Origin of the sequence: Amycolatopsis mongoliensis (assembly GCF_030285665.1) — a bacterium.
In the GTDB taxonomy this organism is placed as follows: domain Bacteria; phylum Actinomycetota; class Actinomycetes; order Mycobacteriales; family Pseudonocardiaceae; genus Amycolatopsis; species Amycolatopsis mongoliensis.
Genome location: NZ_CP127295.1, coordinates 331,491 through 348,851 on the forward strand (window position 1 = coordinate 331,491; position 17,361 = coordinate 348,851).

Consider the following 17,361-nt stretch of genomic DNA (forward strand, 5'->3'; position numbering starts at 1 on the left):
CTCAGCGCGGCGGCCGCACCACCGGCGGCGGGCCCGCGGCCGGTGGCCGGGCCGTCGCGTCCTGGTGCGCCGCCGCCATGACCCCGCGCCAGATGTCGGCCGGGACGACGTCGCCGGTGAGCTTCGCGCCGCTGGCGTCCTTCAGCCGGCGATCGTCGTCCGAGCCGATCCAGACCGCGGTCGCCAGCTGCGGGGTGTAGCCGACGGCCCAGGCGTCCTGGTTGTCCGGGCTGCTGCCGTGCTCGGCCTCGCCGGTGCGCAGCGCGGCCCCGCCGCCGTCGGTCAGCGTGCCGGTGACGTCCTGGGCGATGCGGCGGCTTTCGTCGCCGTCTTCGTCGAACGCCGGGCGCGCGGTGTCGGTGTGCTCCCAGACGACCGCGCCGCTCTCGTCGCGCACCTTCGCCACCAGGTGCGGAGTGGTGCGGCGGCCCTCGGCAGCGAAGGTCGCGTAGGCGCCGGCCATGTCCAGCGGCCGCAGCGGGTACCGGCCGATCGCGATGCCCGGCCCGATGAGGAAGCCGTCTTTCTCCCGCATGGTCGGCGTGCCGTCGACGGTCTCGGGGATGCCCGCCTGCCGTGCGGTGTCGCTCAGCGCGTCCGGGCCGAGCTTCTTCGCCAGGGCGATGAAGGGACCGTCGGCGTGCGCCCGCATCGCCGTGCGCGGCGTGCACTTGAGGCCGCAGACGTCCGGGTACTTGAACTTCTCGCCCAGGAACTCCTGTTCCTCGGGCGCCGGGACCGGCACGTCCGGGCCGTAGCCGCGGCGCAGGGCGGCGGCGAGGGTGAACGGGTAGAACGCCGAGCCTGCCGCGTGCGGGGTGCTCGCGTAGTCGCGGACGCCCTGGTCGCCGCCCTGGTAGACGCGGACGGCGCCGGTCTTCGGGTCGACGGCGACCACCGCGCCGCGGAACTCCTTCGGCTCGCTCTTCAGCCTCTCCTGCAACGCCTTCTTCGCGGCGTCCTGCATGCCGTGGTCCAGCGTCGTCTCGACGGTCATGGTGCCCTGCTGGAGCCGGCCGAGCGGGAAGCCGTCCTGTTCGAGCTCGGCCAGGACCTGCTGCTTGATGTGGAACTCGTCGTAGGTGACGCGGCCCGCGCGGGTCTCCGACGGCGCCTGGACCTCGGCGCCGGGGTAGGCCATCTTCTCGTCGCTCTGCACGTAGCCGCGGTCCTTGAGCTTGTCGCGCACGTACTCCCAGCGCCGGGCGGCGTGGGCGTCGCCCGAGGCGGCCGGGTCGTGCACCGACGGCGACTGGATCATCCCGGCGAGGAAGGCGGCTTCGCTCCAGGTGATCGAGTCGTCGAGCTTCTTGCCGAAGTAGGCGTTCATCGCCGCGGCGGGCCCGAACGTGCCGCGGCCGAAGGAGATGATGTTGACGTAGCTCTCGAAGATCTGTTCCTTGCTCTGCTCCTGCGTGATCTTCGTGGCCAGCACGAGCTCGGCGAACTTGCGCCCGAGCGTGGCGTCGTCGTCGCCGGTGGACTTCTTGATGTACTGCTGCGTGATCCCGGACCCGCCGCCGACGCCGGTGAGGAACGCGCGACCGATGCCGGTCGGGTCGAAGCCCTGGTTGTCCCAGAACGTCGGGTCCTCGGTGGCGATGATCGCGTCACGCAGCTTGGCGGGCACCTGCGAGTAGGGCACGAACGTCCGGTCGCCGTCGGCCGGGATGACCTTGAGCAGCGTCGACCCGTCCGAGTACTTGAGGACGACGGTCTTGTCGAGCCCGGCGAGGACCTCCTGGGGACTGCGGACGTCGAGCACGAGGTAGGCGACCCAGAAGGCGATCAGCGGGACGCCGACCAGCAGCCCGAAGGTCCAGTACCCGATCCGCCGGATCCGCCGCCACCGCCGGCGGCGCGGGGTGTCCGGCTTCGCGTCTTCTTCCTCATTTTCCTCGGTCGCCAAGGTCACGAATGGATGACGGCCGAACGGGTGAGAAGGTTCTGTGGAGAACTAACGAGGTTGTTCGAATCCTGTCAAGACGGGTCCGGCGTGCTCAGGCGAGGAACGCGCGCAGGAGTGACGCCGTGCCTTCGATGTGCTCCGCCATGGCCTGGCGTGCCGCGGGGGCGTCGCCGGCCAGGATCGCGTCGACGATCGCCTCGTGCTGGGCGTTCGAGTGCTCGAGGTTGGGCGGGAGCAGCGGGATCCGGTCGAGCAGCTGGTTGACGCGGGTGCGGGCGTCGGCCATCGCCGTGGTCAGGGAGCCGGACGCCGTCACCTCCGCGATCGCCAGGTGCAGGCGGGAGTCCTTGCGGCGGTAGTCGTCCAGGTCCGCACCGGCGGCTTCGGCGAGCGTGCCGGTGAGGTGCTGCCGGTCGGCCGGGCTCAGCGAACGGGCGGCGGCCATCTCCGCGGCGCCCGTCTCGAGGACGTAGCGGAGGCTCAGCGCGTCCTCCAGCGCGACGGGTTCGACCTTGCCTCCGGGTGACCGTTCCGGCGGTCCGGGCAGGGTGTCGTTCACGAAAGTGCCGCCGTAGCGGCCTCGACGTGACTCGACGTAACCGGCGTCGGAGAGCGCGCGGATGGCTTCGCGGAGCGTGACACGGCTGACCCCGAGCCGCTCGGCGAGCTCGCGCTCCGACGGCAGCCGCTCCCCCACGCCGACCACGCCGAGGCGGATGGCCTGGAGCAGCCGCTCGACGGTCTCCTCGAAGGCGTTGCCCGCGCGGACCGGCCGGAACAGCGCTTCACCGGCATTCACCACCGAGGTCGGTTCCATCCCGCGAGTTTAGGCCGCGGCGCGGGGTGCCTCCCCGGCGCGGCGCACCTTCGGAGTGGCCGCGGACGGTCGCTGTCGGTGACAATCGTGTTCGCGGGCGGAAAAACCGGTGGAACCGGATGGCCACGGTCGGCGACGATGGCACCACCGACACCGAACATCGACGCAGGGGGCGATCCGGTGCACTTCCTGATGGCCGAAGATCTGGTTCACGAGCGCGAGAACGAGCTGCACCACGGCGTGCGCAGCCGTCCTCCGAGCCACGAGACACCGAGCCGCAGACCGGGAACGCGAAAACAGCAGTTCGGCTGGCGCCTGGTCGAGGTCGGGTTGAAGCTGGCAGTGGAGGACGAGGACCGGCGGAACTGACCTCGCCCCGTCAGCACTCGATGACGTTCACCGCCAGGCCGCCGCGGGCGGTCTCCTTGTACTTCACGCTCATGTCCGCGCCCGTCTCGCGCATCGTCTTGATCGCCTTGTCCAGCGTCACCACGTGGCTGCCGTCGCCGCGCATCGCCATCCGGGCCGCGTGGATCGCCTTCGACGCGCCCACCGCGTTGCGCTCGATGCACGGGATCTGCACCAGCCCGCCGACCGGGTCGCACGTCAGGCCGAGGTGGTGCTCCACCCCGATCTCCGCCGCGTTCTCCACCTGGGCCGGCGAGCCGCCGAGGACCTCGGTCAGCCCCGCCGCCGCCATCGCCGAAGCCGAGCCGACCTCGCCCTGGCAGCCGACCTCGGCACCCGAAATCGAGCCCGTCTGCTTGAGGATCGAGCCGATCGCGGCCGCGGTGAGCATGAACGTCACGATGCCGTCGTCCGACGAGTGCCGGATGAACCGCTGGTAGTAGTGCAGCACGGCCGGGATGATGCCGGCGGCGCCGTTGGTCGGCGCGGTGACCACGCGGCCGCCCGCGGCGTTCTCCTCGTTCACCGCCAGCGCGTAGAGGCTGACCCAGTCCATCGCGTACAGCGGGTCGTCCGCGCCGTCCTCGGCCAGGAGCTTCTCGTGCAACGCCTTCGCGCGCCGCGGCACCTTCAGGCCGCCCGGCAGCACGCCTTCGTGGGTGCAGCCGTTGCGGACGCACTCCGCCATGACCGCCCAGATGTCCAGCAGCCCGGACCGCACCTCTTCACGCGACCGCCAGGACAGCTCGTTGGCCAGCATGATCTCGCTGATCGGCAGTCCGGTCGAAGCGCAGTGCCCGAGCAGGTCCGCGCCCGTGCGGAACGGGTACGGCACCGGCGTCGAGTCCTCGACGAACACCGCGTCCGTCTCGTACGACTCGTCGCGGACGAAGCCGCCGCCGACCGAGTAGTACGTCCGCTCGCTCAGCACCGAGCCCGACGCGTCGAACGCGCGGAAGACCATGCCGTTCGGGTGCGCCGGCAGGGACTTGCGGCGGTGCATGGTGAGGTCGGTGTCCTCGTCGAACGCGATCTCGTGCGTGCCGAGCACCCGCAGCCGGCCGGCCTCGCGGATCTCCGCGATCTTGCCCGGCACGGTGTCGGTGTCGATCTCCTCGGGACGCTCGCCGGAAAGCCCGAGCAGGACGGCTTTGTCGCTGCCGTGGCCGAACCCGGTCGCGCCGAGCGAGCCGAACAGCTCGGCCTGCACGCGCGCGGTCTTCCCGAGATCCGCGCCGAGTCCGTTCGCAAAGGTCAGTGCCGCCCGCATCGGCCCGACGGTGTGGGAGCTCGACGGGCCGATGCCGATGGAAAACAGGTCGAAGACGCTGATCGCCATTGATCCGCCCCTTCCTATCGCGCCAGCAGAGAGCTGGCTTCTTGCGCGGCCGGGCCCTGGTCGGCGAGGTGCTGCAGGTTCTCGGGCAGCTCCTCACCACGGTAGCCCTTGGTCTGCGCGTAGAGCCGTCCCGCGCGGTACGACGACCGCACCAACGGACCCGCCATCACACCCGCGAAGCCCATCGCCTCGGCAGCCTTCGAATGCTCGACGAACTCCTCCGGCTTCACCCACCGATCCACCGGGTGATGCCGCGGTGACGGCCGCAGATACTGCGTGATCGTCAAAATCTCGCACCCCGCGTCGACCAGATCCTGCATCGCCGGAGCCACCTCGTCCGGCGTCTCCCCCATGCCCAGGATCAGGTTCGACTTCGTCACAAGCCCGGCCTCACGCGCCTTGGTAATGACTTCCAGGGACCGCGCGTACCGGAAACCGGGACGGATCCGCTTGAAAATCCGCGGCACCGTCTCCACGTTGTGCGCCAGCACCTCCGGCCGCGACCCGAACACCTCCGCCAGCTGCGCCGGATCAGCGTTGAAGTCCGGAATCAGCAACTCCACACCGGTACCCGGGTTCAGAGCGTGGATCTGACGCACGGTCTCCGCGTACAGCCACGCGCCACCGTCGTCCAGGTCGTCACGCGCGACACCGGTCACCGTCGAGTACCGCAACCCCATCGCCTGCACCGACTCCGCGACCTTCCGCGGCTCCGTGCGATCCAAGGCAGCCGGCTTACCCGTGTCGATCTGACAGAAATCACACCGACGCGTGCACTGATCCCCACCGATCAGGAACGTGGCCTCCCGGTCTTCCCAGCACTCGTAAATGTTGGGACAACCAGCCTCTTCACACACCGTGTGCAGACCCTCGCGGCGCACGAGACCCTTGAGTTCGGTGAACTCCGGCCCCATCCGCACCCGCGTCTTGATCCACGGCGGCTTCTTCTCGATCGGCGTCTCACTGTTGCGGACCTCGAGCCGCAGCAGCTTCCGGCCCTCGGGCAGCGCGCTCATCGGGACAGGCCCGCGTACAACGGGTGCTTCGCGGCCAGGGCTTCGACGCGGTCGCGGAGCTTCGAACGCAGGGCGTCGTCGAAGTCCGGCTTGAGCGCCTCGGCGATGACGTCGGCGACCTCGGCGAAGTCGTCCGCCTGGAAGCCGCGGGTCGCGAGCGCCGGGGTGCCGATCCGCAGGCCGGAGGTGATCATCGGCGGGCGCGGGTCGAACGGGACGGCGTTGCGGTTGACCGTGATGCCGACCTCGTGCAGCCGGTCCTCGGCCTGCTGACCGTCCAGAGTGGACTGGACGAGGTCGACCAGCACCAGGTGGACGTCGGTGCCGCCGGTCAGGACGCGCACACCGGCGTCGGCGCAGTCGGACTGGGACAGCCGCGAAGCCAGAATGCGCGAGCCCTCCAGGGTGCGCTGCTGGCGCTCCTTGAACTCCTCGCTCGCGGCGATCTTCAGCGCGACGGCCTTGGCCGCGATGACGTGCTCCAGCGGCCCGCCCTGCTGACCCGGGAACACCGCCGAGTTGATCTTCTTCGCCAGCTCCTGGCGGCACAGGATCAGGCCGCCGCGCGGGCCGCCGAGGGTCTTGTGCGTGGTCGTGGTGACGATGTCGGCGTGCGGCACCGGCGACGGGTGCAGCCCGGCGGCGACCAGCCCGGCGAAGTGGGCCATGTCGACCATCAGCTTGGCGTCGACCTTGTCGGCGATCCGGCGGAACTCGGCGAAGTCGAGCTGACGCGGGTAGGCGGACCAGCCGGCGATGATCAGCTTCGGCCGGTGCTCGACGGCGAGCCGCTCGATCTCGGCCAGGTCGACGATGCCGGTCTCTTTGTCGACGTGGTAGGCGACGACGTTGTAGAGCTTGCCCGAGAAATTGATCTTCATCCCGTGCGTCAGGTGGCCGCCGTGCGCCAGGTCGAGGCCGAGGATGGTGTCGCCGGGCTTGAGCACGGCGAACATCGCGGCCGCGTTGGCCTGTGCGCCCGAGTGCGGCTGGACGTTGGCGTGCTCGGCGCCGAAGAGGGCCTTCGCGCGGTCGATGGCGAGCTGCTCGACGACGTCGACGTGCTCGCAGCCGCCGTAGTAGCGGCGGCCCGGGTAGCCCTCGGCGTACTTGTTGGTCAGCACCGAGCCCTGCGCTTCGAGCACGCCCACCGGGGCGAAGTTCTCGGACGCGATCATCTCCAGGGTGGACTGCTGGCGGGTCAGTTCGTCGGCGACGGCCGCGGCGACCTCGGGGTCGACTTCGGACAGGTGCGCGTCGAAGGTCGTCATCAGTTCTCCTGGGTGAGCTTGGCGTACGCGGCGGCGTCGAGCAGGTCCGGCACGTCCCCGGTCAGACGCACCTTCAGCAGCCAGCCTTCCGTGTACGGGTCGGAGTTGATGACCTCGGGGGTGTCCGAAGTGGCGCCGTTCACCTCGACGACCTCGCCGGAGACGGGCGCGTACAGCTCGCTGACCGACTTGGTCGACTCGACCTCGCCGAACACCTCGCCCGCGGTCACGGTCGAGCCGGCCTCGGGCAGCTGGACGAACACGATGTCACCGAGCGACTCGGCGGCGAAGGCGGTGATGCCGACGGTCGCGACGCCGTCCTCGACGTTCAGCCACTCGTGTTCCTTGGTGTACTTCAGGTTCTCGGGGATGCTCACGGTGAAAGTCCTTTACGCGCGGGAGTAGAAGGGCAGGGCGACGACCTCGACGGGCTCGATCCTGCCCCGGATGTCGACGGACAGCTCGGTGCCGGGCTCGGCGTACGCCCGATCGACGTACGCCATGGCGATCGGGTAACCCAGCGTCGGCGACAGCGCGCCGCTGGTGACCTCGCCGATTTCGGTGTCGCCCGCGAGCAGCTTGTAGCCGTGCCGCGGGGCACGGCGGCCGGCGCCCTTGAGCCCGACACGCACGCGGGGGACGTCCTGCTTGGACCGCTCTTCCAGCGCCGTGCGGCCGACGAAGTCGCCCGGCTTCTCGAACTTGACGACGCGCCCGAGCCCGGCTTCGAACGGGCTCTGCTCGACGGTGAGCTCGTTGCCGTACAACGGCATCCCGGCTTCCAGGCGCAGCGTGTCGCGGCAGGCCAGCCCGGCCGGGACCAGCCCGTGCGGCTCCCCCGCTTCCAGGAGCAGCCGCCAGACCGCCGGGGCCTCGTCGGCGTCGACGAACAGCTCGAAGCCGTCTTCGCCGGTGTAGCCGGTGCGGGCGAGCAGGACGTCGTGTCCCTTCACCGACGCCGGGACGCTGGCGTAGTACTTCAGCGCGTCCAGGTCGGCGTCGGTGACGGCGGCCAGGATCTCGACGGCCTTCGGGCCCTGGACGGCGATCAGGGCGGTCGTCTCCGACCGGTCGTCGACCACGGCGTCGAAGCCCGCGACCCGCTCTTCCAGGGCGTCCGCGACGACCTGCGCGTTGCCCGCGTTCGCGACGACGAGGTAGTGCTCGTCGGCGAGGCGGTAGACGACGAGGTCGTCGAGGACGCCGCCCTCGGCGTTGCAGATCATCGTGTAGCGCGCCCGGCCCGGCTTGACCCCGGTGAGGTTGCCGACCAGCGCGAAGTCCAGGACGTCGGCGGCCTGCTTGCCGGTGACGTGGATTTCGGCCATGTGCGAGAGGTCGAACAGCCCGGCCGCCTCGCGGACGGCCTTGTGCTCGGCCAGCTCGCTGGCGTAGCGGACCGGCATCGACCAGCCGGCGAAGTCGGTGAACAGCGCACCGAGTCCCTTGTGGACTCCGTGCAGGGAGGTTTCGCGAGACATTGTCGCCTTCCGTAGGTGGTCGTGAGTGGTAAGTAGGGTTCTAACCCGACTAAACACTCACGACCCGTACTCGCTGAGGGGCGGGCAGGAGCAGACGAGGTTGCGGTCGCCGCGGGCGCCGTCGATGCGCCGCACCGGCGGCCAGTACTTGTTCTTGCGCGAAACACCCGCCGGGTACACCGCCAGCTCACGGTCATAGCGCTTGTCCCACTCCCCGACCAGCGTCTCGGCCGTGTGCGGCGCCCCGCGCAGCGGCGACTCCTCCGCGCTCCACTTGCCGTTCGCGACCTCGTCGATCTCGGCGCGGATGGCGATCATCGCGGCGATGAACCGGTCGATCTCGCCCAGGTCCTCGGACTCGGTCGGCTCGACCATCAGCGTCCCCGCGACCGGGAACGACATGGTCGGCGCGTGGAAGCCGTAGTCGATGAGCCGCTTCGCGACGTCGTCGACCGTCACGCCGGTCTCCTTGGTGAGCTGGCGCAGGTCGAGGATGCACTCGTGCGCGACCAGGCCGTCCTGGCCGGTGTAGAGCACCGGGTAGTGCGGGGCCAGCCGGGACGCGACGTAGTTCGCGGCCAGCACGGCGACCTTCGTGGCCGCGGTCAGGCCGGGCGCGCCCATCATCCGGACGTAGGCCCACGAGATCGGCAGGATCGACGCCGAGCCGTACGGCGCGCCGCTGATCGGGCCGACGCCGGTCGCGGGGCCGGCGGCGTCCAGCAGCGGGTGGTTCGGCAGGTACGGCGCGAGGTGCGCGCGCACCGCGACCGGGCCGACGCCCGGGCCGCCACCGCCGTGCGGGATGCAGAAGGTCTTGTGCAGGTTCAGGTGCGAGACGTCGCCGCCGAACTCGCCCGGCTTGGCCAGGCCCAGCAGGGCGTTGAGGTTCGCGCCGTCGACGTACACCTGGCCGCCGCCGTCGTGGACGATCTTCGCCAGCTCGTCGATGTCGTGCTCGTACACGCCGTGCGTGGACGGGTAGGTGACCATGATCGCGGCGAGCGTGTCGCGGTGGGCGTCCACCTTGGCGCGCAGGTCGGCCAGGTCGACGTTGCCCTCGTCGGTGCACTTCACGACGACCACGCGCATCCCGGCGAGCACCGCCGAAGCCGCGTTGGTGCCGTGCGCCGACGACGGGATCAGGCAGACGTCCCTGGTCTCGTCGCCGTTCGCGCGGTGGTAGGCGCGGATCGCGAGGAGCCCGGCCAGCTCGCCCTGGCTGCCCGCGTTCGGCTGCAGCGACACCTTGTCGTAGCCGGTGACCTCGGCCAGCCAGTCCGCGAGCTGCCCGACGAGCGTGTGGTAACCCTCGGCGTCCTCGGCCGGCGCGAACGGGTGGATGCCGGCGAACTCGCGCCAGCTGATCGGCTCCATCTCGGTGGTGGCGTTGAGCTTCATCGTGCAGGAGCCGAGCGGGATCATGCCGCGGTCGAGCGCGTAGTCCTGGTCGGACAACCGCCGCAGGTAGCGCAGCATCGCCGTCTCGGAGCGGTGGGTGCCGAAGACCTCGTGGCCCATGAAGCCGCTCTCGCGGGCGAGGCCGTTCGGCAGCGCGACGCCGTCCTGGACGTTCTCCTCGACGCCGAAGGCCTTCAGGACCTTGGCGGTGATCGCGGGGGTGCTGACCTCGTCGAAGGCGACGCGCACGTGGTCGGCGTCGACGTGGCCGAGGTTGATCCCGGCCTCGCGGGCGGCGGCGTGGACCTCGGCGGCCTGGCCGGGGACGCGCGCGACGACCGTGTCGAAGAAGGACTCGTGCACGACCTCGACGCCGGTCTTGCGGAGGGCGTCCGCGAAGCCCGCGGCGAGGCCGTGGACGCGCTGGGCGATCCGCTTGAGGCCGTCCGGGCCGTGGTAGACGGCATACATCGCGGCCAGCACGGCGGGCAGGACCTGCGCGGTGCAGATGTTGGACGTCGCCTTCTCGCGGCGGATGTGCTGCTCACGTGTCTGCAGCGCGAGCCGGTAGGCCGGGTTGCCGTCCGCGTCGACCGAGACGCCGACCAGGCGCCCGGGCAGCGAGCGCTCGAGTCCGGCGCGGACGGACATGTACCCGGCGTGCGGGCCGCCGTAGCCGAGCGGGACGCCGAAGCGCTGCGTCGAGCCCGCGGCGACGTCGGCGCCGAACTCGCCGGGCGCGGTGATCAGCGTCAGCGCGAGGAGGTCCGCGGCGACGGTGAACAGCGCGCCCGCGGCCTTCGCCGACTCGGAGATCGCGTGGTAGAAGCCGCGGCCGCGCAGCACACCGGACGCGCCCGGGTATTGGACGACGACGCCGAAGAACTCGTCCGGCAAGCCGGTGAGCAGGTCGCGGACCTCGACCTCGATGCCCAGCGCCTCGACGCGCGTGCGCACGACGGCGATGGTCTGCGGCAGGCACTCGGCGTCCAGCACGACCTTGTTCGACTTGGACTTCGACGCACGGCGCATCAGCGTGACGGCCTCGGCGACGGCGGTCGACTCGTCGAGCAGGGACGCGTTCGCGGTGGCCAGGCCGGTCAGGTCGGCGACCATGGTCTGGAAGTTGAGGAGCGCTTCGAGCCGGCCCTGGGAGATCTCCGGCTGGTAGGGCGTGTACGCGGTGTACCAGGCCGGGTTCTCGAGGACGTTGCGGCGGATGACGCCGGGGGTGACGGTGTCGGAGTAGCCGAGGCCGATCATCTGCGTCATCGGGCGGTTGCGGGCGGCGAGGGCGCGCAGCTCCGCGGTGGCGTCCTCTTCGGACGCGGCGGGCGGGAGCCGCAGGTCACGGGTGGCGCGGATGGCGGTGGGGACGGCGGCACCGACGAGGGCGTCCAGGCTGCCGTAGCCGCACTCGGCCAGCATCTTCGCGCGTTCGGCCTCGGACGGGCCGATGTGGCGGGCGTCGAACTGCGTGGAAGTGATGGGGAGCTCCTCGGGCCGGGCACCGGGCACAACGGTGCGCTGGGAACTCCCCCTCTGTCATGGCACCTGAGAGTTTCACCGTGTGCGACACGGCTTTCACCTTGGGTGAGGCGCGGGTGCGCCTGCTTTCCAGAGTGGCCTCGCACGAAGCGGTAGCAGGTACCTGAGAGATTCCGGGGAGTTTGCTCCTTCGGTGCCCCACCACGTTCGTGAGGGCTCTCCCGCCTCGGCTCGACGGCCCGATCTGCAGTTGTGGCGGCTACGGTACCTGCCGCCTTCGAGGTCCGTCTACTTCACCGGGGCAACGCCACACCGGTCTTCGATCGATCCTCGACGACGTGAATGACTCATTCATGTCACCGGACGACAGGAATGAGTCATTCACGTCGTTCGGGCCACCCGGCGGACCACCTGACCCGCCAAAGCCGGTGGGCGGCGAACCCGGCCCGAGGGCAGGACCAGGCGTTTCAGCGGGCCGCCCACCGGCACCGGCGGGTGCCCGGCGCCCAGCAGCACCTGCTCGACGATCTGCTCGGCGAGCCACGCCACCGAGTCGTTGAGCCGGTCCAGCGAGGGGTGGTCGCCGTCGAAGACGTCCTCGTCGGCGAGCGTCACCTCGAAGTAAGCGCAGCCCGGCGGGACCGAGATCGCCTCCTCGATCGCGCGAGCCCCCTCCTCGGGGTCCGCGAACCCGGCTTCGAGCAGCGGCTCGCGGTAGATGCGGGCCGCGCGAGCACGCATGCGGGGGCCGTAGCGGACCACGACCGGGAGCCGCCCGGTCAGGTCGGGCACGGCCAGGCCGTGCAGCAGCATGATCGGCGGCACCGAGTGCACCAGCCGCGGCGCGGGCTCGGCCAGCTCGCGCGCGGTGATCCGGACGCGGTCGGCCATCGCGTCGGGGAGGCCGAAGTAGCGGAAGTCGACGTTGCCGAACCCGAGCCCGTCCGCCACCAGCGACGCCAGCAGCTCGCCGTACCCCCAGATCGGCGACAGCACCACGACCGGTGGCGCGGCGACGACCGGCGACGGCGCGGGCGGGCGCGTCGCCTCCTGCTCGGGGACCTGGATCACCAGCCGCGGCGGCTCGTGCCAGTCGTGCACCTCGGCGACCCGCCAGTAGAGCCCGAGCGGCCGCCACAGCTCGCCGAGGACGTCGTGCTCGAGGATCCGGCGCACCTCGGCGTCGTCGTGGGGGAAGTCCCGGGGCGGCACGACGCCGACGTAGTGGTGGTAGGTGACGCGGACCTCGTCGCCGCGGGTCGCGGAGCGGATCCGCATCTCCCAGTCGATCGGCGAAGCGGCGATGAGGTTGGCCACCTGCGTGCCGGGCGAGGAGTAGACGAGCGCCGTGGCCTGCCGGAGGAACTGCCCGGCCTGGTCGATGCCCTCCCGCAGCGCCTTCGCGGCCTGCGCCACGTGCACCGGCGAAGCGAGCGAAGCGGGCAGGACCCCGGCCGCGCGCAGCAGCTCGGCCTCCCCGAGCCCGGTGACCTCGGCGATCTCGGCCCAGTGGTCGAAGACGGTCACCTTCGGCGCGTGCCGGTGCTCGATCCAGCTGCGCAGGGTCGACGTCGGGACGCCGATGCGGCGCGCGGCCTCGTCCAGGGAAAGCCCCCGCGCCCGGATGCCGGTCCGGACCGCTTCCGCCCACTCGTCGGCGCGCCAGTGCGTCACCTCACAAAGCTAACGAAACCCGCTAGCTTTGCGCAGGGACGAAACGCCCACCGGGCCCCGACGCTGGTCACCATGACCACCACCGTGATCGCCCTCATCCTGATCGTCGGCACGCTGACCTTCGCCGCCGGCGCCTTCCTCGCCGCCGAGATCGCCACCCGCATCCTGCGGCGGCGCGAACGGCAGATCTCCGAAGAGCGCAAGACGCTCAACGCCGCCTGGAAGTACCTGCGGGAGGTCTACGGCGTGCGGAAACCCGGGGAGAAGACGCGCCGTTAGAGCGGGGTGACGTACGCGCCGGAGATGCCGCCGTCGACCAGGAACTGCGACGCCGTGATGAAGCTGGCGTCGTCGCTGGCCAGGAAGGCGACCGCCGCCGCGATCTCCTCGGGCTCGGCGAACCGGCCGACCGGCACATGCACCAGCCGCCGCGCCGCGCGTTCCGGGTCCTTCGCGAACAGCTCCTTGAGCAGCGGGGTGTTCACCGGCCCCGGGCACAGCGCGTTGACGCGGATGTTCTCCCGCGCGAACTGCACACCCAGCTCGCGGCTCATCGCGAGCACCCCGCCCTTGGACGCGGTGTAGGAGATCTGCGACGTCGCCGCGCCCATCACCGCCACGAACGAGGCCGTGTTGATGATCGAGCCCTTGCCCTGGCGCTGCATGTGCGGCAGGACGGCCTTGCAGCAGTGGTACACCGACGTCAGGTTGACGCGCTGCACGCGGTCCCACGCCTCGATGCCGGTGGTGAGGATGGAGTCGTCCTCCGGCGGGGAGATGCCGGCGTTGTTGAACGCGACGTCGACCGAGCCGAACTGCTCGACCGTGCTGTGGAACAGGTTTTCGACCTGCTCGGCGTCGGTGACGTCGGTCTGGATGAACGCGCCGCCGACCTCGTCCGCAGCCGCCTTGCCCTCGGCCGGCGTCAGGTCCCCGATGACGACCTTCGCGCCTTCGCTCGCCAGACGGCGGGCCGAGGCGAGCCCGATGCCGCTCGCGCCGCCGGTGATCACCGCGACGCGGCCTTCGAAACGCTGGACCATTACTCCTCCGTGCTCAGAAAGACGTTCTTGGTTTCGGTGAACGCCGCCGCGGCGTCGGGGCCCAGCTCGCGGCCGAGACCGGACTGCTTGAAGCCGCCGAACGGCGTCCAGTAGCGCACCGAAGAGTGCGAATTCACCGACAGGTTGCCGGCTTCGACGCCACGCGCCACCCGGAACGCGCGCCCGGCGTCACGGGTCCAGATCGACCCCGACAGCCCGTACTCGGTGGCGTTGGCCATCCGGACCGCGTCGGCTTCCTCGGCGAACGGCACGACGGCGACGACCGGGCCGAAGACCTCGTCCGCCACGGCCGGGTGCCGCAGGTCGGGCGGGGTGAGGACGGTCGGCGGGAACCAGAAGCCGGGCCCCGCCGGCGCGCTGCCGCGGAAGGCGACCGGCGCGTCGTCCGGGACGTAGGAGGCCACCTTCTCGCGGTGCGCCGCCGAGATCAGCGGCCCCATCTCGGTCTTCTCGTCGCCGGGGTCGCCGACGACGACGCCGTGCACCGCGGGCTCCAGGAGTTCCATGAAGCGGTCGTACGCGCTCGCCTGCACCAGGATCAGCGACCGCGCGCAGCAGTCCTGGCCCGCGTTGTCGAAGACGCCGTAGGGCGCGGTCGCCGCGGCCTTCTCCAGGTCGGAGTCGGCGAAGACGATGTTCGCGTTCTTGCCGCCCAGCTCCAGCGTCACGCGCTTCACCTGGGCCGCGCAGCCGGCCATGATCTGCTTGCCGACCTCGGTGGAGCCGGTGAAGACGACCTTCCGCACGCCCGGGTGGTCCACGAACCGCTGTCCCACCACGGATCCCTTGCCGGGCAGCACCTGGAAGACGTCTTCGGGGATGCCCGCCTCGCGCGCCAGCTCGCCCAGCCGGATGGCGGTCAGCGGCGTCAGCTCGGCGGGCTTGAGGACGACGGTGTTGCCGGCGGCGAGCGCGGGCGCGAAGCCCCAGCCCGCGATCGGCATCGGGAAGTTCCACGGCACGATCACGCCGACCACGCCCAGGGGCTCCTGGAACGTGACGTTGACCCCGCCCGGGACCGGGATCTGCTTGCCGATCAGGCGTTCCGGCGCGGCTGAGTAGTAGGTGAGGACGTCGCGGACGTTGCCCGCCTCCCAGCGGGCGTTGCCGATCGTGTGCCCGGAGTTGGCGACCTCCAGCCGCGCGAGGTGCTCGATGTCGGCTTCGACGGCGTTGGCGAAGCGGCGCAGCAGCCGCGCGCGGTCGCCGGGGGTCACGTCGCGCCACGCCGGGAACGCCGCCTGCGCGCGGGCGATCGCCGCGTCCGTCTCCTCGGCGGTGGTCAGCGGGACCGTCCGCACCACCTCCTCGGTGGCGGGGTTCAGGACGTCGAAACTGCTGGTCATTCCCTCTCCTTGCTCGCTTCGACGAGGGCCGCGAAGAGCCGGACGTCGTCGCTGTCCTGCTCGGGGTGCCACTGCACGCCCAGGGTGAACTCACCGGGCACCTCGGCGGCCTCGATCGTGCCGTCGGCGGCCCAGCCGACCGCTTCGAGCCCGGTCCCGAGCCGGTCGATCGCCTGGTGGTGGTAACAGAGGGTCTTCGTCTCCGGCCCCAGGATCCCGGCCGCGATGCTGCCCTCGGCCAGTGTGACGGTGCCCCGGCCGAACGTCGCGGGCGCGGGCTGGTGCTCGGTGGTGCTCGCGCTTTCGGGCAGGTGCTGGGCGAGCGTGCCGCCGAGGGCGACGCTCATCACCTGCAGGCCACGGCACACGCCGAGGACTGGTTTGCGCTGTCGCCGGGCCGCGGCGAACAGGCCGAACTCGAAGTCGTCGCGCCCGGGCCGGGTGTAGGTCGCCGGGTGCGGCTCGTGGCCGTAGCGCCCCGGCTCGACGTCCGCGCCGCCGGTGAGCACCAGGCCGTCCACAGTGGACATCAGCGGGTCGTGCGCGTCGGACACCGGGGGCAGCAGCACCGGGATGCCGCCGGCCGCGACCACGCAGTCGACGTAGACCCGGTGCAGCAGCACGGCTTCGGTCTCCCAGACCAGGAACTTCGCGGGTTCGAGGTAGCTGGTGAGGCCGATGACGGGCTTAGAGCCGTTCGAAGCCACGGACGAGCTCCCAGTCGGTGACGGCGGCGTTGTAGGCGTCCACCTCGATCTTCGCCGCGTTCAGGTAGTGCTCGACGACGTCCTCGCCGAACGCTTCGCGCGCCAGCTCGCTCCCCGCGAGCGCCGCGGCGGCCTCGGGCAGCGTGGTCGGCACCGTGGCGCGGTCGGAGTGGTAGGCGTTGCCGGTGAAGGGTTCTTCCAGCTCCAGCTCGTTCTCGATGCCGTGCAGGCCGGCGGCGATCAGCGCGGCGACGGCCAGGTACGGGTTGACGTCCCCGCCCGGCACGCGGTTCTCGACGCGCAGCGACTCGCCGTGGCCGACGACGCGCAGCGCGCAGGTGCGGTTGTCGGTGCCCCACGCGATCGCGGTCGGCGCGAAGCTGCCGGGCACGAACCGCTTGTAGGAGTTGACGTTCGGGGCGAAGAAGTACGTCAGCTCGTGCAGCCCGGCGAGCTGGCCGGCGAGGAACTGCTCCATCAGCGTCGAGAAGCCGTGCTCGTTCTCCCCCGCCAGCACGGCGCGGCCCTCGGTGGAGCGCAGGCTGATGTGGATGTGGCAGGAGTTGCCCTCGCGCTCGTTGTACTTCGCCATGAACGTGAGGCTCTTGCCCTCCTGCGCCGCGATCTCCTTGGCGCCGTTCTTGTAGACGCTGTGGTTGTCGCAGGTGCTCAGCGCGTCGGTGTAGCGGAAGGCGATCTCCTGCTGGCCGGGGTTGCACTCGCCCTTGGCGGACTCGGGGTAGAGCCCGGCGCCGGCCATGTCGTTGCGGATGCGGCGCAGCAGCGGCTCCAGCCGCGCGGTGCCGAGCATCGAGTAGTCGACGTTGTACTGGTTGGCGGGTTTGAGGCCGTGGTAGCGCTTGTCCCAGGCGGCTTCGTAGGTGTCGTCGAAGACGATGAACTCCAGCTCGGTCCCGACGAAGGCGGCGAGCCCGCGCTCGGCGAGGCGGTCGAGCTGCCGGCGCAGGATCTGGCGCGGCGACACGGAGACCGGGCCGCCCTGCACGCGCTCGACGTCGGCCAGGACCAGTGCGGTGCCCTCGTGCCAGGGGATCTCGCGCAGGGTTTCGAGGTCGGGGCGCAGCACGAAGTCGCCGTAGCCGCTGTCCCAGGAGGAGAGCGCGTAGCCGTCGACGGTGTTCATGTCGACGTCCACGGCCAGCAGGTAGTTGCACGCCTCGGTGGCGTGCCCGACGACCTCGTCGAGGAAGTACTCCGCCGAGCAGCGCTTGCCCTGGAGCCTGCCCTGCATGTCCGTGATCGCGACGAGCACGGTGTGGATCGTGCCCGCGTCCACGCGCGCCCGGAGCTCGTCGAGCGTGAGCATGCCTCGTCTACGTGCCATCAGCCGCCCCAAAGGTTTGATGCGAATCCTTTGCGGGTCCTTCCTACCCGGTGACGCCCGGCTGGTCAACCGGAACAAAGGTATTTTCCTGATCC

At 70.8% G+C, this 17,361-nt stretch carries 15 protein-coding genes and 1 riboswitch; of the genes, 2 read left to right on the plus strand and 13 right to left on the minus strand.

The genetic code is table 11. The features are described from left to right. Position 1: 1 nt before the first annotated feature. Positions 2-1,915 carry a transglycosylase domain-containing protein gene (locus tag QRX60_RS01600; protein ID WP_408630198.1) on the minus strand — a complete coding sequence of 638 codons (1,914 nt, stop codon included), beginning with the start codon at positions 1,913-1,915 and terminating at the stop codon, positions 2-4. A gap of 85 nt (positions 1,916-2,000) precedes the next feature. Continuing rightward, a complete protein-coding gene (locus QRX60_RS01605) occupies positions 2,001-2,726 on the minus strand; it encodes a FadR/GntR family transcriptional regulator (protein WP_285999009.1) in 726 nt (241 codons plus the stop codon). Positions 2,727-2,804: 78 nt separating this feature from the next. Here QRX60_RS01605 and QRX60_RS01610 point away from each other — a divergent pair, with 78 nt between their 5' ends. After that, positions 2,805-3,095, plus strand: a complete 291-nt coding sequence (locus QRX60_RS01610; RefSeq protein ID WP_285999010.1) for a hypothetical protein — start codon at positions 2,805-2,807, stop codon at positions 3,093-3,095. A gap of 10 nt (positions 3,096-3,105) precedes the next feature. Here the strand turns inward: QRX60_RS01610 and QRX60_RS01615 are convergent, their stop codons facing one another. The 7 genes from QRX60_RS01615 to QRX60_RS01645 all read right to left on the minus strand — a co-directional run bounded on the left by QRX60_RS01615 (position 3,106) and on the right by QRX60_RS01645 (position 12,804). After that, a complete protein-coding gene (locus QRX60_RS01615) occupies positions 3,106-4,473 on the minus strand; it encodes an L-serine ammonia-lyase (protein ID WP_285999011.1) in 1,368 nt (455 codons plus the stop codon). A gap of 14 nt (positions 4,474-4,487) precedes the next feature. Further along, on the minus strand, positions 4,488-5,489 hold the full coding sequence (lipA, locus tag QRX60_RS01620; protein ID WP_285999012.1) for a lipoyl synthase: 1,002 nt from the start codon (positions 5,487-5,489) through the stop codon (positions 4,488-4,490). Continuing rightward, entirely contained in the window at positions 5,486-6,760 is a 1,275-nt protein-coding gene (gene glyA, locus QRX60_RS01625; protein WP_285999013.1) for a serine hydroxymethyltransferase, read from the minus strand. Before glyA ends, lipA begins: the two co-directional genes overlap by 4 nt. Next, positions 6,760-7,137, minus strand: a complete 378-nt coding sequence (gene gcvH / locus QRX60_RS01630) for a glycine cleavage system protein GcvH (RefSeq protein WP_285999014.1) — start codon at positions 7,135-7,137, stop codon at positions 6,760-6,762. The genes glyA and gcvH overlap by 1 nt, the downstream gene beginning before the upstream one ends. A 12-nt stretch (positions 7,138-7,149) precedes the next feature. Continuing rightward, positions 7,150-8,241: a glycine cleavage system aminomethyltransferase GcvT gene (gene gcvT, locus QRX60_RS01635; RefSeq protein WP_285999015.1), complete on the minus strand. Its 1,092-nt coding sequence runs from the start codon at positions 8,239-8,241 to the stop codon at positions 7,150-7,152. 57 nt (positions 8,242-8,298) lie between these two features. Beyond that, positions 8,299-11,130: an aminomethyl-transferring glycine dehydrogenase gene (gcvP, locus tag QRX60_RS01640; RefSeq protein ID WP_286003472.1), complete on the minus strand. Its 2,832-nt coding sequence runs from the start codon at positions 11,128-11,130 to the stop codon at positions 8,299-8,301. A 44-nt stretch (positions 11,131-11,174) separates the two neighbouring features. Beyond that, positions 11,175-11,273: riboswitch (glycine riboswitch) on the minus strand. Positions 11,274-11,511: 238 nt separating this feature from the next. Beyond that, positions 11,512-12,804: a helix-turn-helix domain-containing protein gene (locus QRX60_RS01645; RefSeq protein WP_285999016.1), complete on the minus strand. Its 1,293-nt coding sequence runs from the start codon at positions 12,802-12,804 to the stop codon at positions 11,512-11,514. Positions 12,805-12,876: 72 nt separating this feature from the next. Here QRX60_RS01645 and QRX60_RS01650 point away from each other — a divergent pair, with 72 nt between their 5' ends. Beyond that, positions 12,877-13,083: a hypothetical protein gene (locus QRX60_RS01650; RefSeq protein WP_285999017.1), complete on the plus strand. Its 207-nt coding sequence runs from the start codon at positions 12,877-12,879 to the stop codon at positions 13,081-13,083. Here the strand turns inward: QRX60_RS01650 and QRX60_RS01655 are convergent. The 4 genes from QRX60_RS01655 to QRX60_RS01670 are packed head-to-tail and all read right to left on the minus strand — an operon-like array spanning position 13,080 to position 17,266. Next, positions 13,080-13,847 (minus strand): 3-oxoacyl-ACP reductase, encoded by a 768-nt coding sequence (locus QRX60_RS01655; RefSeq protein WP_285999018.1) that lies wholly within the window; start codon positions 13,845-13,847, stop codon positions 13,080-13,082. The genes QRX60_RS01650 and QRX60_RS01655 overlap by 4 nt on opposite strands. Then, positions 13,847-15,214: an aldehyde dehydrogenase family protein gene (locus QRX60_RS01660; RefSeq protein ID WP_285999019.1), complete on the minus strand. Its 1,368-nt coding sequence runs from the start codon at positions 15,212-15,214 to the stop codon at positions 13,847-13,849. Before QRX60_RS01660 ends, QRX60_RS01655 begins: the two co-directional genes overlap by 1 nt. After that, a complete protein-coding gene (locus QRX60_RS01665) occupies positions 15,211-15,921 on the minus strand; it encodes a gamma-glutamyl-gamma-aminobutyrate hydrolase family protein (protein ID WP_285999020.1) in 711 nt (236 codons plus the stop codon). Before QRX60_RS01665 ends, QRX60_RS01660 begins: the two co-directional genes overlap by 4 nt. Beyond that, positions 15,902-17,266 (minus strand): glutamine synthetase family protein, encoded by a 1,365-nt coding sequence (locus tag QRX60_RS01670; RefSeq protein ID WP_285999021.1) that lies wholly within the window; start codon positions 17,264-17,266, stop codon positions 15,902-15,904. Before QRX60_RS01670 ends, QRX60_RS01665 begins: the two co-directional genes overlap by 20 nt. Positions 17,267-17,361 lie beyond the last annotated feature (95 nt).

Coding starts and splice junctions, on each gene's coding strand:
- QRX60_RS01605 (WP_285999009.1), bottom strand. CDS start 2,726: ATGGAACCGACCTCGGTGGTGAATGCCGGTGAAGCGCTGTTCCGGCCG.
- QRX60_RS01615 (WP_285999011.1), bottom strand. CDS start 4,473: ATGGCGATCAGCGTCTTCGACCTGTTTTCCATCGGCATCGGCCCGTCG.
- lipA (WP_285999012.1), bottom strand. CDS start 5,489: ATGAGCGCGCTGCCCGAGGGCCGGAAGCTGCTGCGGCTCGAGGTCCGC.
- glyA (WP_285999013.1), bottom strand. CDS start 6,760: ATGACGACCTTCGACGCGCACCTGTCCGAAGTCGACCCCGAGGTCGCC.
- gcvT (WP_285999015.1), bottom strand. CDS start 8,241: ATGTCTCGCGAAACCTCCCTGCACGGAGTCCACAAGGGACTCGGTGCG.
- QRX60_RS01650 (WP_285999017.1), top strand. CDS start 12,877: ATGACCACCACCGTGATCGCCCTCATCCTGATCGTCGGCACGCTGACC.
- QRX60_RS01655 (WP_285999018.1), bottom strand. CDS start 13,847: ATGGTCCAGCGTTTCGAAGGCCGCGTCGCGGTGATCACCGGCGGCGCG.
- QRX60_RS01660 (WP_285999019.1), bottom strand. CDS start 15,214: ATGACCAGCAGTTTCGACGTCCTGAACCCCGCCACCGAGGAGGTGGTG.
- QRX60_RS01670 (WP_285999021.1), bottom strand. CDS start 17,266: ATGGCACGTAGACGAGGCATGCTCACGCTCGACGAGCTCCGGGCGCGC.